Source organism: Dolomitihabitans soli (genome assembly GCF_022213955.1).
GTDB classification, from domain to species: domain Bacteria; phylum Actinomycetota; class Actinomycetes; order Streptosporangiales; family Streptosporangiaceae; genus Streptosporangium_A; species Streptosporangium_A soli.
The window spans coordinates 24,414-40,860 of record NZ_JAKNTW010000013.1; the positions used below are offsets into that span (position 1 = coordinate 24,414).

Here is a 16,447-nt window from a genome sequence, read left to right on the forward strand (position 1 = left end):
GTGGGAACCCGGTCGCGGCTGTACCCACCGGCACAGTCCGGCCACAAAGGCCCCCACATCTGGACACAACGTACGGCACGCTTCGAGAGTGCCCCGATCAGCTCCCGGAGCAGGACGGAGTCGGTCCCGAACCCGCCCGGATCGTGTCGATCGCCTGCACGGCGGTGTGCAGATCACCGACCTTGACCAGCCGAAGCCCGTCGGGCACGGCCTTGAGCGCCTCTTCGCAGTTGTCGGCGGGCGTCAGGAAGGTGGTCGCGCCGGCCCTGCGCGCACCGACCATCTTCTGCTGGATGCCGCCGATCGGGCCGACCCGCCCGTCGGGCGTGATCGTGCCGGTGCCCGCGATGGACTTCCCGCCGGTCAGGGCGCCGGGTGTCAGCTTGTCGAGGATGCCGAGGGAGAACATCAGGCCCGCGCTCGGCCCGCCGACGTCACCCACGCTGATCGCGACCTCGAAGGGAAACTTGAACTTGGCCTGCATGACCACCCCGACCATGGGCTTGCCGTCCTCGCCCGGCACGGTCGTGAGGGGCACGGTCAGCTTCTCCTTGCCCCTGACGACGCTGAAGGCGACGTCCTCGCCCGCCTTGTGGGCGCGCACGGTCTGGGCGACCTTCTCCACGTCGCCGGCCGGCGCGTCGTCGACCAGGGTGATCTCGTCGCCCGGCTTCAGCTTTCCGTCCGCGGGCTTGCCCTTCTCCGTGGAGACCACGGTGACCACGGAGGTAAAGGGGATCTTGAGCTCGGAGAGGGCGGCGGCCGTCGCGTCGTCCTGGGAGTTGGTCATCTCCTGGGTGTTCTGCTGGTCGACCTGCTCCGCCGTGGTCGTGCGCGGGAAGATCGTCTCCTCCGGCACCACCGCGACACTCGGGTCGACCCAGCCGCGCAACGCGGTGAGCAGGTCGATCCGGGTGCCGGGACCGCCCTGGTAGGCGACCGTGACGAGGCTGAGCTCGCCGTCGGTGGGGTACGTCTGGCGTCCCTCGATCGTGATCACCGGCTTGCCCTTGACCTGGCCGATGGTGTTCTCGGTCGGCCCGGGACTCAGCACGACGTACGGCACCGGCAGCAGGGCGCCCGCTACAGCGAGCAGGAGAGTCAGCAGTGTCGCCACCATCAGCGTCAGCGCTCGTCGGGACATGAAAGCAGCCTATGCGCTGTAACGGCGGGTTATTCGCAGGCACCGACCCACTCGGTCGCGCCGTCGGCGAAGAGCTGCTTCTTCCAGATCGGGACCTCGCCCTTGAGATCGTCGATGAGCCGCCGAGACGCCTGGAACGCCTCGCCGCGATGCGGGCAGGCCACGGCCACGATGACCGCGATGTCACCGAGCGCGAGGTCGCCCACCCGGTGCACGGCGGCCAGCGCGGTGACCGGGAAGTCGGCGGCGACCTTCTCCGCGACCCGCCGCAGCTCCGCCTCGGCTCCGGGGTGCGCGGAGTAGGACAACGTGACCACGGGTTTTCCGTGATCCTGGTCACGGACCGTGCCGACGAAGAGGGTTGTGCCTCCCGCGCCGTGGTCTCCGACGGCGGTCAGCACCTCGTCGACCGACAGCGTGGTGTCGCGGATTCCGAGCAGGCGTATGACGTCCACGACCCGAGCCTACAACCGCCGCTTGCGCCTGGCCCTGCGCACGATTGCCGCGGTTCCGATCACCGCCACGGTCGCGCCGGCCGCGGTGATCGTCGCCTCCTTGCCGGACAGCCGCCGGCCGACGACGGCGTGCTTGCCCTCGCGCAGTTCGAGCAACTGCTCAAGGGCCGCCTCGTTGGTCCAGGCGGGTTTCCAGCCGGCCTCGCGCAGTGAGCCGCAGTCGGCGACCCACGGGTAGACGACGTAGTGCAGATCCGTCGCGGGAGCCGGGGTGATGCCCAGCCGGTGCAGCCGCTGCGCCGTGCCGAAGGTGAGCCCGGCGGGCAGTTCGAACCTGCGCAGGCCGGAGATCTCCTCCACCTGGTCCTGCTCCAGCCATCCGTCGGAGCCGACGGCCACGATCCCGGTGACGGTGCCGAGCGCGGCCAGCTCCAGGGCGGTGACCAGGTCGTCGATGTGGCAGAACTGCCAGCGCGGCTCGCAGCCCTTCACCGTGAGCAGCCGGGGCGCCTCGAAGTGCCGGGTGACCACGGTGTCGATGCCCTGCCCCACCACCGCGGCGGGCCGCATGACGGTGACCTCGAGTCCCGGATGGCTGCGCAGGGATCGGCGGACCAGAGCCTCGATCTCCAGGTAGTCGCCGACGACGCCGGTGTCGGGCTCGGCGGCGACCGCTGAGTCCTCAGGCAGGGGGACGGGGTTGTCGGCCGCCGCGCCGTACACCATCGCGCTGGTCACCAGCACGACGCGGCGAACCCGGGCGGCGGCGCTGGCGGTCAGCACGGTCTGGGCGGCGCGCAGGTTATAGGCGCGCCGTTCGCCGGGGGCGGCGTCCAGGGCGTAGTCGGCCGAGAGGTGGACGAGGACGTCGATGTCGGAGAGCCGGTTCGCCAAGAGCGGATCTCGCACGTCGATCACGCGCCAGGTGACGTCGGACACATCGCCGCGCTGCTCGTCGATGGCCACGACCCTGCGAAAATCCGCAGACGAGGCGACATGGGCGAGGAACGCACGGCCGAGGCCGGAGGCCGCGCCGGTGACGGCGACGACTGGTGGCCGGTGGCGTTTCGAGGTAGGCACCAGGTCCTCACTTTGCACTGATCCGCCCCACGACGGATAACGTGGCGGATGTGGACTCCTCCATCCTGCACGAGGTAGACCGGTGACTGACCTGCCAGGTCGTGAAAACGACCCAAACGACAATCCGTTCGCCATGTTCGGTGACCCTGAGCAGATCGCGGCAGCGATGCGCCAGTTCGCCGACATGTTGTCCGCCCCGCAGAGCGCGGGGCCGGTCAACTGGGACATGGCCAAGAACATCGCCCGCCACGCCGTGGTCGCGGAAGGCGACCCCAGCGTCATGGAGGGTGAACGCCGTCAGGTGGTCGAGGCGCTCAGCCTCGCCGACCTGTGGCTCAACGAGGCGACCACGTTGCCGAGCGGGGTCTCCGCGCCACAGGCGTGGAGCCGTTCGGAGTGGATAGAGAAGACCGTCCCTGTTTGGCAAAAACTCTGTGACCCGATCGCGGCGCGCATGGTCGAGACCATGGGCGGCACGCTCGGCTCCGCCGGGTTGCCCGCGGAGGCCCAGGCGATGGCCGGGCCGCTGATGGGCATGCTCAAGCAGATGGGCGGCATGATGGTGGGCAGCCAGATCGGCCAGGCCCTCGGCACCCTCGCCCGCGAGGTGGTGGGTTCGACCGACATCGGCCTGCCGCTGTCCGACACCGCCGCGCTGCTGCCGGGCGGGATCGCCGCCTTCAGCGACGGTCTCGAACTGCCCGCCGACGAGATCCGGCTCTATCTGGCGCTCCGCGAGGCCGCGCACCACCGGCTGTTCCAGCACGTCCCGTGGCTGCGGTCGCACCTGCTGGGCGCGGTCGAGGAGTACGCCAGGGGGATCACGGTCGACGTCTCCGCCCTGGAGGAACAACTCCGCGGGCTCGACATGAGCAACCCCGAGGAGCTCCAGCGGGCGCTGAGCGGCGGCGCGCTGCTCAAGCCCGAGGAGACGGATCGGCAGAAGGCCGCGCTGGCCCGGCTGGAGACCATGCTCGCCCTCGTCGAGGGCTGGGTCGGCACCGTGGTCGACGCCGCCGCCAGCGGGAAACTGCCCTCCTCGGCGGCTCTGGCGGAGACCGTACGGCGCCGCCGCGCGACCGGGGGTCCGGCCGAACGCACCTTCGGCACCCTCGTCGGTCTGGAGCTCCGCCCGCGCCGGCTGCGTGAGGCCGCCGCGCTCTGGCAGGCGCTCGAAGCCGGCCGCGGGGTCGACGGCCGGGACGCCCTCTGGGGCCACCCCGACCTGATGCCGACGGCCGAGGACCTCGACGACCCCGAGGGGTTCGTCACCGGTGGCGTCCCGCTCGACCTGTCCACGCTCGACTCCCCATCCGAATCCACGCCCGACGACGCGTCCGACAAGCCCGACAAGCCCGACGAGGAGCGGTGACCCTCCACGCCGACGCCGACGCGGTGCTGAGCGGCTGGACCGCGCCCACCGACGAGGAGGAGTTGCTCCGCAAGGAGTTCCTGGAGCATCTTCACACCCACGATGACGCGATGTGGCGCGGCTGCGTCCCCGGCCATCTGACCGCCACCACGGCCGTGATCTCGCACGACGGCGCGTCCGTGCTGCTCACCCTGCATCCCAAGGCGGGCCTGTGGCTGCCGATGGGCGGTCACTGCGAGGAGACCGACGACTCGCTGGAGGCGGCCGCGCTGCGCGAGGCGACCGAGGAGTCCGGCATCGCGGGGCTGCGGCTGCTCCCCGGCCCGCTCGCGCTCGACCGGCACGAGGTGTGGTGCCACCCGCCGCGCAGCTGGCATCTCGACGTGGAGTACGGCGCGGTGGCCCCGCCCGGGGTCGAGCCGGTGATCAGCGACGAGTCGCTCGACCTGCGTTGGTTCCCGGTGGCGGAGGTTCCCGAGCTGAGTGACGAGGCCACCAGGCGACTCGCCAGGCGGGCTCAGAAGGTCGTGCGCGGCTGACCGCCTGGCCCATTATCGTCCATGGCTGACAGGGTCGACGGCGGAGGCAGTGCACACGGTGGACAGAACGGCCGACGAGACCGAGCAGCCGGTGGGCGGCGTGATCGTGACACCGGCCAGGCGCCGGTGGCGGGTGTCCGCGATCCTGGCCTGGGTGGTCGTGACGCCGTTCGCGGCCTGGGCGGTGACCCGGGTGGGCGGGCTCGAACGGGGATCGTTCGCCACGCCGATCATGACCGCCACGCCGTACGCGGCGGCCGGGTCTCTGCTGCCCGTGCTGATCGCGGCGCTGTCGCGCAGCCGCTGGGCCATCGCGGTCGCGCTGGTGACCACGGTGGCGCTGGGGTTCAGCGTGCTGCCGCGGGCCGTCGGCTCGTCCGATACGGCAGGCGGCCGGCCGCTCAAGGTGCTGACGATCAACATGCTGTACGGCCGGGCGGACACGGAGGCCGTGATCGACCTGGTCAAACGCCTCGATCCGGACGTGGTCAGCGCCCAGGAACTGACCACGGGCATGGTCGAGGACCTCGACGCGGCCGGATTCGAGCAGCTGATGCCGTATCGGCACCTGCAGGACGAGTGGAACGCGAGTGGCAGCGGGACCTACGCCAAATACCCGCTGACCCCGGTCACCGACCTGTTCCAGCCGATCGGGCACAACATGCCGGTGGCGAAGCTGGCGCTGCCCGGCGGCCCGTCCGTCGAGATCGTCAACGTGCACCCCGTCCCGCCGATCGGCCGGCAGACGAGCCAGTGGGCGGCGGCGTTCGACGCCTTCCCCGCCCCGTCGAAGGAGATCGTGCGGGTCCTGGCGGGCGACTTCAACGCCAGCCTCGACCATGCCGCGCTGCGTCGCCTGCTCGGCCGCGGCTACCTGGACGCCGCCGACCAGGTGGGCGAAGGGCTGACGCCGACCTGGCCGGCCAACGGGTCGATGCCGCCGATCATCACCATCGACCACGTGCTGGTCGATCGGCGGGCGAGCGTCCGCACGGTGAGCGTGCACACCGTGCCCGGCACCGATCACCGGGCCGTCTTCGCCGAGCTGGGCCTGCCGGTCGCTCCGTGACCGCACGCCCGTGGTCCCGGCTGCCGGACCCGGTCAGCTCACCCTGACAGCAGGCTTCTGGTGTTCTCCCAGCCCTCCAGGCCGGGGTCGAGCAGGCCCAGGTCGCCCGCCTCGCGCAGGCGGTGCCAGCCGGGGCCGGTGGCCACCATGCGGCGCCCGGGGGCCGCCGCGCGCAGGTCGGCGACGATGTGCGGGGCGTCCATGCCGCTGCGGGCCCACTCCGGGTACGGCAGGTGCGCGGCGATGGCCACGGCGCCGCCGCCTGCCGAGGGGCACACCGAGATTCGCGCCCGGCCCAGCTCACGGAACAGCTTGCCGATCAGCAGCGGCGGCAGGTCGGGCGCGTCGGCGCTGATCAGGACCGCCTGTTCCGCCGCGGGGACGGCCGCGGCGATGCCCTCGAACGCCGCCGTGACCAGGGCCTCGCCCGTCAGCTCCGGCAGCGGGACCACGGGCGTGCCCGGCCAGATGATCTTCTCCATCCCCGGGACGGTGGTCACCAGGACCGGCGTGACCAGGTCGAGCCCGGCGGCGATCTCGTAGGTGTCCTCCGCGAGGGCCGTGTGGAACTCGTCGGGATCCACCCCCGGCGGCACGGCATGACCGCTCTCCACGGTGACGAGCACGGCCGCGATTCGTTCCACGCCTGGCACTTTACGGCAGATCAGTATTCCTCGGCCGTGCCGTGGGACGCCACGGAGAAGCCCTCAAGGAAGCCGCGGGCCCGTTCCGCCTTGGGATACTGCTCCACGAGGGCCCAGAACCGCGGGCCGTGGTTCGGCACCAGCAGATGCGCCAGCTCGTGCATGATCACGTAGTCGACGACCCACGCCGGCATGCCCCGGAGCCGCATGGAGATCCTTATGGTGCCGTGGTCGGGCGTGCACGAGCCCCAGCGGTGCTGCTGGTTCTCGACCCAGCGCACGCTCACCGGGTCGGCCCTGCCGCCGAGGTAGCGAGCCGACAGATCTCTCGCCCGTTCCAGCAACTCCGCGTCCGACGGGCGCCGTCGCTGCTCTTTGGCCGCCAACCGGTCGAGCATCCGGCGAACCCATTGTTCCTCATCGGTACGGCTCAGCCCGGCGGGCAGCAAAACGATCGTCTTGTCGCCGTCACGGTATGCGGAAACAGTCCGCCGGCGACGAGAACTTCGACGGACCTCGACAGTCTCGGGGGGCACATATGCACGGTAGCCGAGACTTGGGAAATTCCAACAGGGGGTGAGTCTTGTTTTCCCTGGTCAGTCACCGTTCGCGTAATGTTCAGCCAGACCCGACGGTTATGGATGGATCATTTCCGAATTCACAGTGTTAACAGTGGTCTCATGAGCCGCTGAAACGTGGCGGACGCCGTTCACGTTGCGCCTTGATCCCTTCCGCCATATCGGCCGACGCCATGGTCACGGGCTGCGCGAGTGATTCCCAGCGCAGTGCGGCTTCCATATCGGGGTGACCGCCTCCGTTGAGTGCGACTTTGGTCAGCCTGGTGGCGACCGGGGCCTTCGCGGCCACCTGACGGGCGATCTTCAGCGCCTCCGGCAGGAGGGTCTCGCCGGGAAACGATCTGGTGACCAACCCCACTCTGGCCGCCTCCGCGCCGAGCATCGCACGCCCGGTCAGCAGCATCTCCCTGGCCACTCCCACCCCGGCGACCCTCGGCAGCAGGTAGGTGGCCGCCATGCCCGGATGCAGTCCCAGGGCGGTGAAGGGCGCCAGCAGCTTGGCGTCGTCGGCGGCGTAGACGAGGTCGCAGGCGAGCGCGACGCACAGCCCCGCACCCACCGCCGGGCCGTTGACCACCGCGATGGTGGGCATCTCCAGGTCGGCGATCGCCAGCCAGGTGCGGTAGAAGGCGAGCATGCGGTCACGCAACGCGGGGACGTCCTCCGCCCCCAGATCCGCCAGCCACGACAGGTCGCCTCCCGCGCTGAACGCGCTGCCCGAGCCGGTCACCACGACGCACCGTGCGGCGGGGTCCGCCGCGAGCCCGGCCATCGCCTGCCGCCACTCCTCCGTCATGCCGTCGGTCATCGCGTTGCGCCGGTCGGGGAGATTGAAGGTCAGGACCACGACGCCGTCGTCATGCCGGTCGATCAGAAGCTCGCTCATGCCGGGAGCGTACCGAGTCATCCACAGGGCTTGGAGTTATCCACAGGGCGTCTCCGGACTTCCGGCGGCCGTGTCACGCTTCCGCCATGACCTCTCCGCTGCGGCCCAGATTGAAGCCGGCGCTCCGACGCTTCCCCCGTGACCAGCGCACACTCCAGTTCGGCGTGCACCCCCGGCGTGCGGTCGTGCTCCATGACCTGGAGCCGGGTGTGCGGGGCGTGATCGAAGGGCTCGACGGCACCCGCGACCTCGCCCAGGTCGTGGCCGACGCCACGGCCGCCGGGCTCGACCCCGACCAGGCGCGCGCCCTGCTCCATCTGCTGGCCCGCCGGGGAGTGCTCGACGACGCGGCGGCCCGGCCGGTGCCGCTGCGCGCGCTGGGGCAGGCCGAGCGCGACCGGCTGCAGCCCGACCTCGACGCGCTGTCGTTGCATCCGGGCACGACCGACTCGGGTTACGGCGCGCTTGAGCGGCGGCGCGGCGCCCACATCAGGATCTACGGCGCGGGCCGGGTGGGCGCCCAGGTCGCGGCGTTGCTGGCCGCGTCGGGCGTGGGCCATCTGTGCGTGGTGGATCCGGCCATCGCCCAACCGCGCGACGTGGTGCCCGGCGGGCTGGGCTGGGCCGAGGTGGGCGCGCCGCGGCACGACGGCGCGGTGGCGGCGGCCCGGCGGCTCGCCCCCGGGGTCAACGCCTGGACCGCGGCCGCAGCCTCCCGCCCCGGCGACGCGGCCCGTCCGCCCGACCTGGCGATCCTGGCCCCGGCCGAGCCGCTCGACGAGGTCCTGGTGGCCGAGTTGATGGCCGCCGGCATCCCGCACCTGCTGGTCACCGCGTTCGAGGGATTCGGCTCGATCGGCCCGCTGGTGCTGCCGGGCCGTACGGCCTGCCTGCGGTGCGTGGAGTTGGCCAGGCGTGATCGCGACCCCGCCTGGCCAATCGTGAGCGCACGGCTGGGTGGCTTTCCGGCCGGGGAGATCGCATGTGACACGGTGCTGTCCACGCTGGTGGCGGCGGCAGCCTCCGGTCATGCGCTTGCTTCTATCGACGGAATCGAGCACGTTGTGACAAACGGCACACTCGACGTCTTGCCTGATTGGGGGTGGCGAAGGCGGTCTTGGGCGCGTCATCCGAAATGTCGTTGCTTCCGAAACGAGTTCGGTTCGCTGACAATGGTCACGGCGGCACTCTGAGGGGTGCCGCCGCGATCACGCCGGAGAACGAAGGGAGGGAGCGGTGCCCCCGTCGATTCGTCTTCGTGGCCGCGCCGCGGAGCAGGGTGAGTGACCTTCCGCGTCGCGCAGTGACACGTTCGGCCAAACTGGCCACCCTTCCGCTGGGGTTCGCGGGCCGCACGGCCCTCGGCATCGGCAAACGTCTCGGCGGCAAGCCGGCGGAGATGGTCGCCCAGGAGATCCAGCAACGCACCGCGGAGCAGGTCTTCAAGGTCCTCGGGGAGCTCAAGGGCGGGGCGATGAAGCTCGGTCAGGCCCTGTCGATCTTCGAGGCCGCGCTGCCCCCGGAGATCGTCGGCCCCTACCGCGCCACCCTGACCAAGTTGCAGGACTCCGCGCCACCGCTGCCCACCTCGACGGTTCACCGGGTGCTCCGCGAGCAACTCGGCGACGACTGGCGGGAGAACTTCGTCTCCTTCGACGACGCGCCGACCGCCGCCGCCTCCATCGGCCAGGTGCACCGGGCCGTCTGGCACGACGGTCGCACGGTCGCGGTCAAGATCCAGTATCCGGGCGCGGGCAAGGCTCTGCTGTCCGACTTCAACCAGCTCTCCCGGCTCGGCACCCTCTTCGGGGTGCTCCTGCCGGGGCTCGACATCAAGGCGGTCCTCGACGAGCTGCGCGAGCGCATCGCCGAGGAACTCGACTACTTCAAGGAGGCGGAGGCCCAGCACGCCTTCGCCATGGAGTTCAAGGACGATCCCGACTTCTGCGTCCCCGACGTGATCGCCGCCAACGAGCAACTCCTCATCACCGAATGGATGGACGGCACTCCCCTGTCCCGCATCATCACCGGCGGGACCCGCGAGCAGCGCGACCAGGCGGGGCTGCTGCTGGTGCGCTTCCTGTTCTCCTCCCCCGCCAGGGTCGGCATGCTCCACGCCGACCCGCATCCGGGCAACTTCCGCGTCACTCCCGACGGGCGCCTCGGCGTGCTCGACTTCGGCGCCGTCAACCACCTGCCCGACGGTTATCCCTCGGTGTTCGGCGCGTTGACCAGGATCTTCAACCAGGGCGACATGGAGACGGTGGTCCAGGGACTGCGCGACACCGGGTTCATCCGCCCGCACATCGCCGTAGACGTCGACGCCCTGCGCGGGTTCCTCGCGCCCTACATCGAGCCCACCCGGGTGGAGGAGTTCACCTTCAGCCGCGAGTGGCTCCAGCGGCAGGCCGCGACGGCTGCCGACATGCGCTCCAACAACGTCGTCCGGTTGCTCAACCTGCCTCCCTCCTACGTGCTCATCCACCGGGTGCACGCGGCGGGCATCGGCGTCCTGTGCCAGCTCGGCACCACCGCCCGCTTTCGCGACGAGGTGATCCGCTGGGTCCCCGGCTTCGCCGACGACTCCGAGCCGCTCCCCACCGGCTGACAGGCTCCCGACACGACGAGGCCGGGTGCGGAATCACCCCCACCCGGCCTCAATCCATCTACCGCCCAGCTCCTACGAGGCATTCCCCGCCTCGCAGACAAGCCGGCCCTCAGCCCAACCGGGGCAAAGCGCCCCAGACGGGCCGACCCTCAGCCCAACCGAAGCAACGCGCGCCCCGACGCGACGCATACCCCAAACGGGCCGACCCTCAGCCCAACCGGGGCAACACACGCCCCAGACGGGCCGATCCTCAGCCCAACCGAAGCAACGCGCGCCCCGACGCGACGCATACCCCAAACGGGCCGACCCTCAGCCCAACCGGGGCAACACACGCCCCAGATGCGCCGATCCTCAGCTCAACCGAAGCAACGCGCGCCCCGACGCGACGCATACCCCAAACGGGCCGACCCTCAGCCCAACCGGGGCAACACACGCCCCAGATGCGCCGATCCTCAGCTCAACCGAAGCAACGCGCGCCCCGACGCGACGCATACCCCAAACGGGCCGACCCTCAGCCCAACCGGGGCAACACACGCCCCAGATGCGCCGATCCTCAGCTCAACCGAAGCAACGCGCGCCCCGACGCGACGCGTACCCCAAACGGGCCGACCCTCAGCTCATCTGGGGCAACGCGCGCCGCGAGCGGGCCTAGCCTCAGTTCATCCGGAGCAACGCGCGTCGTAGACGGGCCGACGCCCGTTCCGCGCCACGCCGGGCGCGCCGTACGCGCAGGATCTGGGTGACCAGGCGTTGCTCCTCGGCCTCGCGGTGGAGGGTTTGTATTCGGTCCTGCACCACGTTTTCAAACATGGAGGGGATCTCGTTGCTCCTACCGACGAAGGTGCTCATTGCTTTGGTCCTTTCGAAGTGAGTCATGTGTTAGACGGTCAGGCTGCGACCGGGGTCTTACGGGGACGGCCACGAGGCCGCTTGCGGGGAACCACGGTCCCCCTCAGGATGAGTTCGCCGCCCCAGACACCCCATGGCTCCTCGCGCTCCAGCGCTCGGGCCAGGCAGTTCTCCCTGATGGGGCAGCCTCCGCAGAGCGCCTTGGCGAACTCCACGTCCTCCGGAGACTCGGCGAACCACAGGTCTGGGTCGGTACGACAGGGGATGTCGGCTTCGTCGATCAGGTCCATGATCGTCTTGGCCCCCATCTGCGTCACCTCTCTGATGTTTGGTTGAGCTGTCGGCTTTACCTCATGGGTGGGGGTCAGGAAGGGCGGACAAAACAAGAAGGCCGCGGATCCTGTTTGCGGATCCGCGGCCTGGAGGCTTTCAACCGGTCAGGTTATGACCGGTTGACTCCAGGGATGCGGACCTCGCAACCCACCACTGCTGGCGTGCTTGGTCTCATTACGCTTGGCCGCGATGGCCGGGGTGCTCGTGCCGGGGACATAGCCGCCGAGGACGGCCACGCCGAGCAGAGCGAACTTCTGGGTGCGGGCAGCCGCGTGCGGCCGCAGTCTGTCTTGGCCGCCGACGGTCAGGAACACGGTCGGCACGCCGGCTTCAACGGCGGTACCAGAGCATGCGGAGGCGCCCCACGGCTTGGAAGCCATCTCGAAAATCTTCACCGGGTGCTCACCTCGCTTCTCTGTATGAGATCGTTCGGACAGGACCGTCCGACTCGCTTGACCATGACCCTAAACCCGGAGCCCAGGAGTGGGCAACATATTTTCCACCTGCAGATTTACCCGTCCGCGACGCGGATCATGCACTCCTGCACCACCGATACCACGAGGTCTCCCGACGCCGTGAACATCTGTCCCCGGGCGAGCCCGCGCGCCGAACCCGACCACGGCGACTCCTGCGCGTAGAGCAGCCAGTCGTCCACCCGGAAGGGACGGTGGAACCACATCGCGTGGTCGAGAGAGGCTCCCACGACGTTGTTCGCCCCCCAGGCGAGACCGTGGGCGAGCAGCACCGTGTCGACCAGCGTGTAGTCGGAGGCGTAGGCCGCGAGCACGACGTGCAGCAGCGGATCGTCCGGCAGCTCGTCGTCGACGCGGAGCCAGACCTGCGTCTCGGAACTGATCAGCGACGGGTCGCGCTGCGCCTCCCAGGTCAGGGGCGTCACGTAGCGCGTGTCCACCGGGCGCGGCATCGCCATGAGGTCACGCCAGGCCGGATCGTCGGCGAACAGCTCGCGCATCCGGTCCAGGGAGTTGGGCAGGGACTCGGGCGGCGGCACCACGGGCATGGTCGCCGCCTGATGATGGACACCGGGCTCGTCGATGTGGAACGACGCCGACATCGTGAAGATCGCCTTGCCGTGCTGGATGGCGACGATCCTGCGCGTGCTGAACGAACGGCCGTCACGCTGCCGCTCCACGTTGTAGATGATCGGGATCGTGGGGTCGCCCGGCCTGATGAAGTAGGCGTGCAACGAGTGCACCAGACGATCGTCGGGAACCGTACGGCCCGCCGCCACCAGCGCCTGAGCGGCCACCTGACCGCCGAACACCCGCTGGATGCGCTCCTCGGGGCTGCGCCCGCGGAAGATGTCCAGCTCGATCTGCTCCAGGTCGAGTAGATCGAGTAACTCCTTGAGCGCCTGCTCCACGCGTCCTCCTATGCACTCGCGGCACGGCAGAGTGCGAGGACCGCCTCGCCGTACCGGTCCAGTTTGACGCGTCCTATGCCGGGGATCGCCAGCAGGTCACCCTCAACCGCCGGGACCCGTTCCGCGATGGCCTGGAGGGTGACGTCGGTGAAGATCACATATGGCGGGATCTTGGCCTCCTTGGCCGCGACGGCACGCCAGGACTTCAGCCGCTCCAGCAGCCCCTCGTCGAGGTCGGCCGGGCAACCGGCGCAGCGGCCGAGTTTCTGCTCGGCGCCGGTGATGAGGGTCTTGGCGCAGACCCGGCAGCTCAGCGGCGCGGCCACCTGGCGGCGTTCCCTGGGCGGCGCGGCGGCGGCGCGGGGCGAGGCCACCGGACGGCCCGCGAGACCGTCGAGGAAGCGTGAGGGCCGCCGGGACCTGCGCCCGCCGGCCGAGCGGGCCAGCGCCCAGGACAGGCGCAGGTGGGCACGGGCACGGGTGACTCCGACGTAGAGGAGGCGGCGCTCCTCCTCGATCTGGTCGGGCGTCTCGGCGTAGATGATCGGCAGCATCCCGTCGGTGACCCCGACGAGGAACACCGCGTCCCACTCCAGGCCCTTCGCCGCGTGCAGCGAGGCCAGCGTGACGCCCTCGATCGGCGGGGCGTGCTGCTCGCTGGCCCGGCGTTCCAGCTCGGCCACGAACGCCGGGAGGTCGGCCCCCTTGGTCGCGAGGTCCTCGGCCAGCTCGGCCAGCGCGTTGAGGGACTCCCAGCGCTCGCGTGCCGTACCGCCGCCGGGTGGCTCGGGGGTGAGGCCGATCCCGGCCAGGATGTGGTGGACGGTCGGGGCCAGGTCGTCCTCCGCGGCCGCCGAACGGGCCGCGCCGCGCAGCAGCACGACCGCCTGCCGTACCTCCGGGCGTTCGAAGAAGCGCTCGGCGCCGCGCAGGAGGTAGGACACCCCGGCCGACTTGAACGCCTGCTCGTAGACCTCCGACTGGGCGTTGACCCGGAACAGCACGGCGATCTCGCTGGCCGGGGTGCCCGTGTCCATCAGCTTGCGCACGGCGCGGGCGACGCCCTCGCCCTCGGCCGCCTCGTCGTCGAACTCGGTGAAGACCGGGTCGGGACCGTCGGGACGCTGGGCGATCAGCTCCAGCCGGTGCGGGGTCCTGGCCTTGGCGAGGATCCGGTTGGCCAGGCCGACCACCTGGGGTGTGGACCGGTAGTCGCGGACCAGCTTGATCACGGCGGCGTCGGGGTGCTCGACGGCGAACCCGGTCAGGTAGCGGGGAGTGGCGCCGGTGAAGGAGTAGATGGTCTGGTTGGGGTCGCCGACGACGCAGACGTCGTCGCGACCGCCGAGCCAGGTGTCGAGCAGGAGCTTCTGCAGCGGGTTGACGTCCTGGTACTCGTCCACGACGAAGTAGCGGTACTGCTGCCGGATCTGGGCGGCGACCTCCCGGTGCTCGGTCATCACCGCCGCGGTGAGCTCCAGGATGGTCTCGAAGTCGAGGAGGTGCCGCTCGCGCCGGAGCCGCTCGTAGGCCTCGTAGAGGCGGGCGACCTCCTCCACGGGGACCGGGGAGGCACGGCCGGCCTTGGCCGCGCCCGCCGCGTAGTCGTCGGGGGCGAGCTGGGTGACCTTGGCCCACTCGATCTCACTGGCGATATCCCTCAGCTCCGACTTATCCGGATTTTTCCGGATAAGTCGGCAAGCGTCGATCAGCAACGGCAGCTTCGACTGGATGATCGACGGCGGATCGCCCCCGATCACCTTCGGCCAGAAGTAGGTCAGCTGCCGCAGCGCCGCCGCATGGAACGTGCGCGCCTGCACCCCCGGCGCGCCGAGCATCCGCAGCCGCTGCCGCAACTCCCCCGCGGCGCGCGTGGTGAACGTCACAGCGAGCACGCCCTGCGGGTCGACCACCCCGGTGCGGACCGCGTGCGCGATGCGATGGGTGATCGCCCGGGTCTTGCCGGTTCCCGCCCCCGCGAGGACGCACACCGGACCCCGGACGGCCTCGGCGACCTGCCGTTGTTCGGGGTCCAATCCCGCCAGAACGTCATCGGGCTCCACGCGGACTCCTTACGGGCGCTGAACAAGTCTGCCGCCATCATCTTCCCAGCAGCCGACCCGCTGCCGCTCCGGTCTGTTGACAACCAACCTGACCATGAAGATGCGAAAACCACGGGCCGTACCCCAGAATGGGGGCGACCATGCCTTGGGGGAAGGAATTACCCGTGCGGATTGCGGTGACTGTGGGTGCGCTCGGCCTGGCGTTAGCCGTGCCGGCCCCCACTTCGGCGCTGGCCCTCAGTTCGGCCCCGGTGCCCGGCTCGGCGGTCTCAGAGGCGCGTTCCGGGCCGAAGGGCGACCCCCTCCCGGAGCCGGCCCCCACGCCCGACTACCTGCTCCCCGACGTCAGCGTCGAGACCGTCGCCTACGGGCAGCACACCCGTCAGAACATGGACGTCTGGTGGCAGGACGACGGGACCAGGCACCCCGCCGTGTTCCTGATTCACGGCGGCTGGTGGTCCAGCGGCGACAAGAAGCAGATGAGCACCATCAGCCGGAGTTACGCCGAGCAGGGCTACACGGTCTTCAACATCAACTACCGGCTCTCCAGCGAGGCGATCTGGCCGGCCCAGCGCGTCGACGCGTTCGACGCGATCATGACCGCCCGGCGGCACGCGGCCCGCTGGTCCTTCGACCCCGGCAAGTACGTCGTGGTCGGCTTCTCCGCGGGCGGACACCTCGCGACCGCGGTCGGCACCTACAAGGACGGCGTCCCCGGGCTCAAGGGCGTCGTCGGGATATCGCCGGTGGTCTCCCCGCTGACGGCCTACAACGACGGACGCGGCACCCTCGACCTCAACAAGCGCAAGCTCCGGACCGCGGCGATCAAGCTGGCCGGTGGATGCGGGCCGAAGACCAAGGGGTGCGCCAGGATGTGGGCCAGCATGGAGGTCCCCAACCACGCGAGCCGCGGTGACGCGCCCACGCTGACCGTGCACTCGGAGGACGAGTTCGTCGCACCCGCGCAGAGCGAGCTGCTCAAGGCCCGGCTCCGCGCGGCGGGCGTCGCCATGACGATCCGTACGGTGCCGGGCATCAACCACAGCTCGCCGCTGTATCGCCTCCTCGGCGTGGCGGAGGGTGTCCACGCGTGGATCGCGGAGAAGCTGCGGTGACTTACCTCACCCAGGGAAGATGAAAGCCGTTCGCCTTGTTTCACTGAGCGCTTGACGTCAATCCCGCCCACGAAGGGAAAACCGGACATGGCGCTCACGGTCTACACCACCAGCTGGTGCGGTCCCTGCCGACGGCTCAAGAGCCAGCTCACCCGCGAGGGGATCGACTACCAGGAGGTCGACATCGAGCGTGACCCCGCCGCCGCCGAGTTCGTGATGAGCGTCAACAAGGGCAACCAGACGGTGCCGACCGTCCTGTTCCCCGACGGCACCGCCGTGACCAACCCTTCGGTGATCGAGATCAAGTCGCGCCTCGCGGCGGTCTGAT

Annotated in this window: 18 protein-coding genes; 7 read left to right on the top strand and 11 right to left on the bottom strand. The window is 70.2% G+C overall.

Features of this window, described 5'->3' with window-relative positions; all coding sequences use genetic code 11:
* Positions 1–97: 97 nt before the first annotated feature.
* Genes MBA17_RS25395 through MBA17_RS25405 form a run of 3 tightly spaced genes read right to left on the bottom strand, consistent with a single transcriptional unit; the run spans position 98 to position 2,682 of the window.
* Positions 98–1,144 (bottom strand): YlbL family protein, encoded by a 1,047-nt coding sequence (locus MBA17_RS25395; protein WP_238499082.1) that lies wholly within the window; start codon positions 1,142–1,144, stop codon positions 98–100.
* A 29-nt stretch (positions 1,145–1,173) separates the two neighbouring features.
* Entirely contained in the window at positions 1,174–1,599 is a 426-nt protein-coding gene (locus MBA17_RS25400; RefSeq protein WP_238499083.1) for a molybdenum cofactor biosynthesis protein MoaE, read from the bottom strand.
* Positions 1,600–1,608: 9 nt separating this feature from the next.
* Positions 1,609–2,682, bottom strand: coding sequence for an NAD-dependent epimerase/dehydratase family protein (locus MBA17_RS25405; protein WP_238499391.1), 1,074 nt, complete (start codon positions 2,680–2,682; stop codon positions 1,609–1,611).
* 130 nt (positions 2,683–2,812) lie between these two features.
* Between MBA17_RS25405 and MBA17_RS25410 the strand changes: the two genes are divergently transcribed.
* The 3 genes from MBA17_RS25410 to MBA17_RS25420 are packed head-to-tail and all read left to right on the top strand — an operon-like array spanning position 2,813 to position 5,659.
* Complete coding sequence (locus tag MBA17_RS25410) at positions 2,813–4,051, top strand: zinc-dependent metalloprotease (RefSeq protein ID WP_238499084.1); 1,239 nt, start codon at positions 2,813–2,815, stop codon at positions 4,049–4,051.
* Positions 4,048–4,590, top strand: a complete 543-nt coding sequence (locus MBA17_RS25415; RefSeq protein ID WP_238499085.1) for an NUDIX hydrolase — start codon at positions 4,048–4,050, stop codon at positions 4,588–4,590. The genes MBA17_RS25410 and MBA17_RS25415 overlap by 4 nt, the downstream gene beginning before the upstream one ends.
* A 58-nt stretch (positions 4,591–4,648) precedes the next feature.
* Entirely contained in the window at positions 4,649–5,659 is a 1,011-nt protein-coding gene (locus MBA17_RS25420; protein ID WP_238499086.1) for an endonuclease/exonuclease/phosphatase family protein, read from the top strand.
* A 38-nt stretch (positions 5,660–5,697) separates the two neighbouring features.
* On the opposite strand, the gene MBA17_RS25425 is transcribed toward MBA17_RS25420, so the two are convergent.
* The 3 genes from MBA17_RS25425 to MBA17_RS25435 form a co-directional block, all read right to left on the bottom strand.
* On the bottom strand, positions 5,698–6,303 hold the full coding sequence (locus MBA17_RS25425; protein WP_238499087.1) for a hypothetical protein: 606 nt from the start codon (positions 6,301–6,303) through the stop codon (positions 5,698–5,700).
* A gap of 20 nt (positions 6,304–6,323) precedes the next feature.
* Positions 6,324–6,839 carry a M48 metallopeptidase family protein gene (locus tag MBA17_RS25430; protein ID WP_238499088.1) on the bottom strand — a complete coding sequence of 172 codons (516 nt, stop codon included), beginning with the start codon at positions 6,837–6,839 and terminating at the stop codon, positions 6,324–6,326.
* A 142-nt stretch (positions 6,840–6,981) separates the two neighbouring features.
* A complete protein-coding gene (locus tag MBA17_RS25435; protein ID WP_238499089.1) occupies positions 6,982–7,767 on the bottom strand; it encodes an enoyl-CoA hydratase/isomerase family protein in 786 nt (261 codons plus the stop codon).
* A gap of 86 nt (positions 7,768–7,853) precedes the next feature.
* Here MBA17_RS25435 and MBA17_RS25440 point away from each other — a divergent pair, with 86 nt between their 5' ends.
* Positions 7,854–8,960 (top strand): ThiF family adenylyltransferase, encoded by a 1,107-nt coding sequence (locus tag MBA17_RS25440; protein WP_238499090.1) that lies wholly within the window; start codon positions 7,854–7,856, stop codon positions 8,958–8,960.
* A gap of 110 nt (positions 8,961–9,070) precedes the next feature.
* On the top strand, positions 9,071–10,375 hold the full coding sequence (locus MBA17_RS25445; protein ID WP_455432845.1) for an ABC1 kinase family protein: 1,305 nt from the start codon (positions 9,071–9,073) through the stop codon (positions 10,373–10,375).
* 654 nt (positions 10,376–11,029) lie between these two features.
* On the opposite strand, the gene MBA17_RS25450 is transcribed toward MBA17_RS25445, so the two are convergent.
* From MBA17_RS25450 to MBA17_RS25470, 5 genes are all read right to left on the bottom strand, one after another.
* Positions 11,030–11,224 (bottom strand): hypothetical protein, encoded by a 195-nt coding sequence (locus MBA17_RS25450; RefSeq protein ID WP_238499092.1) that lies wholly within the window; start codon positions 11,222–11,224, stop codon positions 11,030–11,032.
* A gap of 38 nt (positions 11,225–11,262) precedes the next feature.
* Positions 11,263–11,532: a WhiB family transcriptional regulator gene (locus MBA17_RS25455; protein ID WP_238499093.1), complete on the bottom strand. Its 270-nt coding sequence runs from the start codon at positions 11,530–11,532 to the stop codon at positions 11,263–11,265.
* A 129-nt stretch (positions 11,533–11,661) separates the two neighbouring features.
* Positions 11,662–11,952 carry a hypothetical protein gene (locus MBA17_RS25460; RefSeq protein WP_238499094.1) on the bottom strand — a complete coding sequence of 97 codons (291 nt, stop codon included), beginning with the start codon at positions 11,950–11,952 and terminating at the stop codon, positions 11,662–11,664.
* A gap of 116 nt (positions 11,953–12,068) precedes the next feature.
* Positions 12,069–12,941 (bottom strand): acyl-CoA thioesterase II, encoded by an 873-nt coding sequence (tesB, locus tag MBA17_RS25465; RefSeq protein WP_238499095.1) that lies wholly within the window; start codon positions 12,939–12,941, stop codon positions 12,069–12,071.
* A gap of 8 nt (positions 12,942–12,949) precedes the next feature.
* Complete coding sequence (locus tag MBA17_RS25470; protein ID WP_238499096.1) at positions 12,950–15,004, bottom strand: ATP-dependent DNA helicase UvrD2; 2,055 nt, start codon at positions 15,002–15,004, stop codon at positions 12,950–12,952.
* 164 nt (positions 15,005–15,168) lie between these two features.
* Between MBA17_RS25470 and MBA17_RS25475 the strand changes: the two genes are divergently transcribed.
* Both MBA17_RS25475 and MBA17_RS25480 read left to right on the top strand, forming a co-directional pair.
* Positions 15,169–16,119: an alpha/beta hydrolase gene (locus MBA17_RS25475; protein ID WP_238499097.1), complete on the top strand. Its 951-nt coding sequence runs from the start codon at positions 15,169–15,171 to the stop codon at positions 16,117–16,119.
* A gap of 87 nt (positions 16,120–16,206) precedes the next feature.
* Positions 16,207–16,446: a mycoredoxin gene (locus tag MBA17_RS25480; RefSeq protein ID WP_238499098.1), complete on the top strand. Its 240-nt coding sequence runs from the start codon at positions 16,207–16,209 to the stop codon at positions 16,444–16,446.
* Position 16,447: the final 1 nt, after the last annotated feature.

What these genes read in the sequence shown, in the direction of transcription:
- MBA17_RS25410 (WP_238499084.1), top strand. Translation starts at nt 2,813, where the DNA reads ATGTTCGGTGACCCTGAGCAGATCGCGGCAGCGATGCGCCAGTTCGCC.
- MBA17_RS25435 (WP_238499089.1), bottom strand. Translation starts at nt 7,767, where the DNA reads ATGAGCGAGCTTCTGATCGACCGGCATGACGACGGCGTCGTGGTCCTG.
- MBA17_RS25455 (WP_238499093.1), bottom strand. Translation starts at nt 11,532, where the DNA reads ATGGGGGCCAAGACGATCATGGACCTGATCGACGAAGCCGACATCCCC.
- MBA17_RS25440 (WP_238499090.1), top strand. Translation starts at nt 7,854, where the DNA reads ATGACCTCTCCGCTGCGGCCCAGATTGAAGCCGGCGCTCCGACGCTTC.
- MBA17_RS25395 (WP_238499082.1), bottom strand. Translation starts at nt 1,144, where the DNA reads ATGTCCCGACGAGCGCTGACGCTGATGGTGGCGACACTGCTGACTCTC.
- MBA17_RS25480 (WP_238499098.1), top strand. Translation starts at nt 16,207, where the DNA reads ATGGCGCTCACGGTCTACACCACCAGCTGGTGCGGTCCCTGCCGACGG.
- MBA17_RS25450 (WP_238499092.1), bottom strand. Translation starts at nt 11,224, where the DNA reads ATGAGCACCTTCGTCGGTAGGAGCAACGAGATCCCCTCCATGTTTGAA.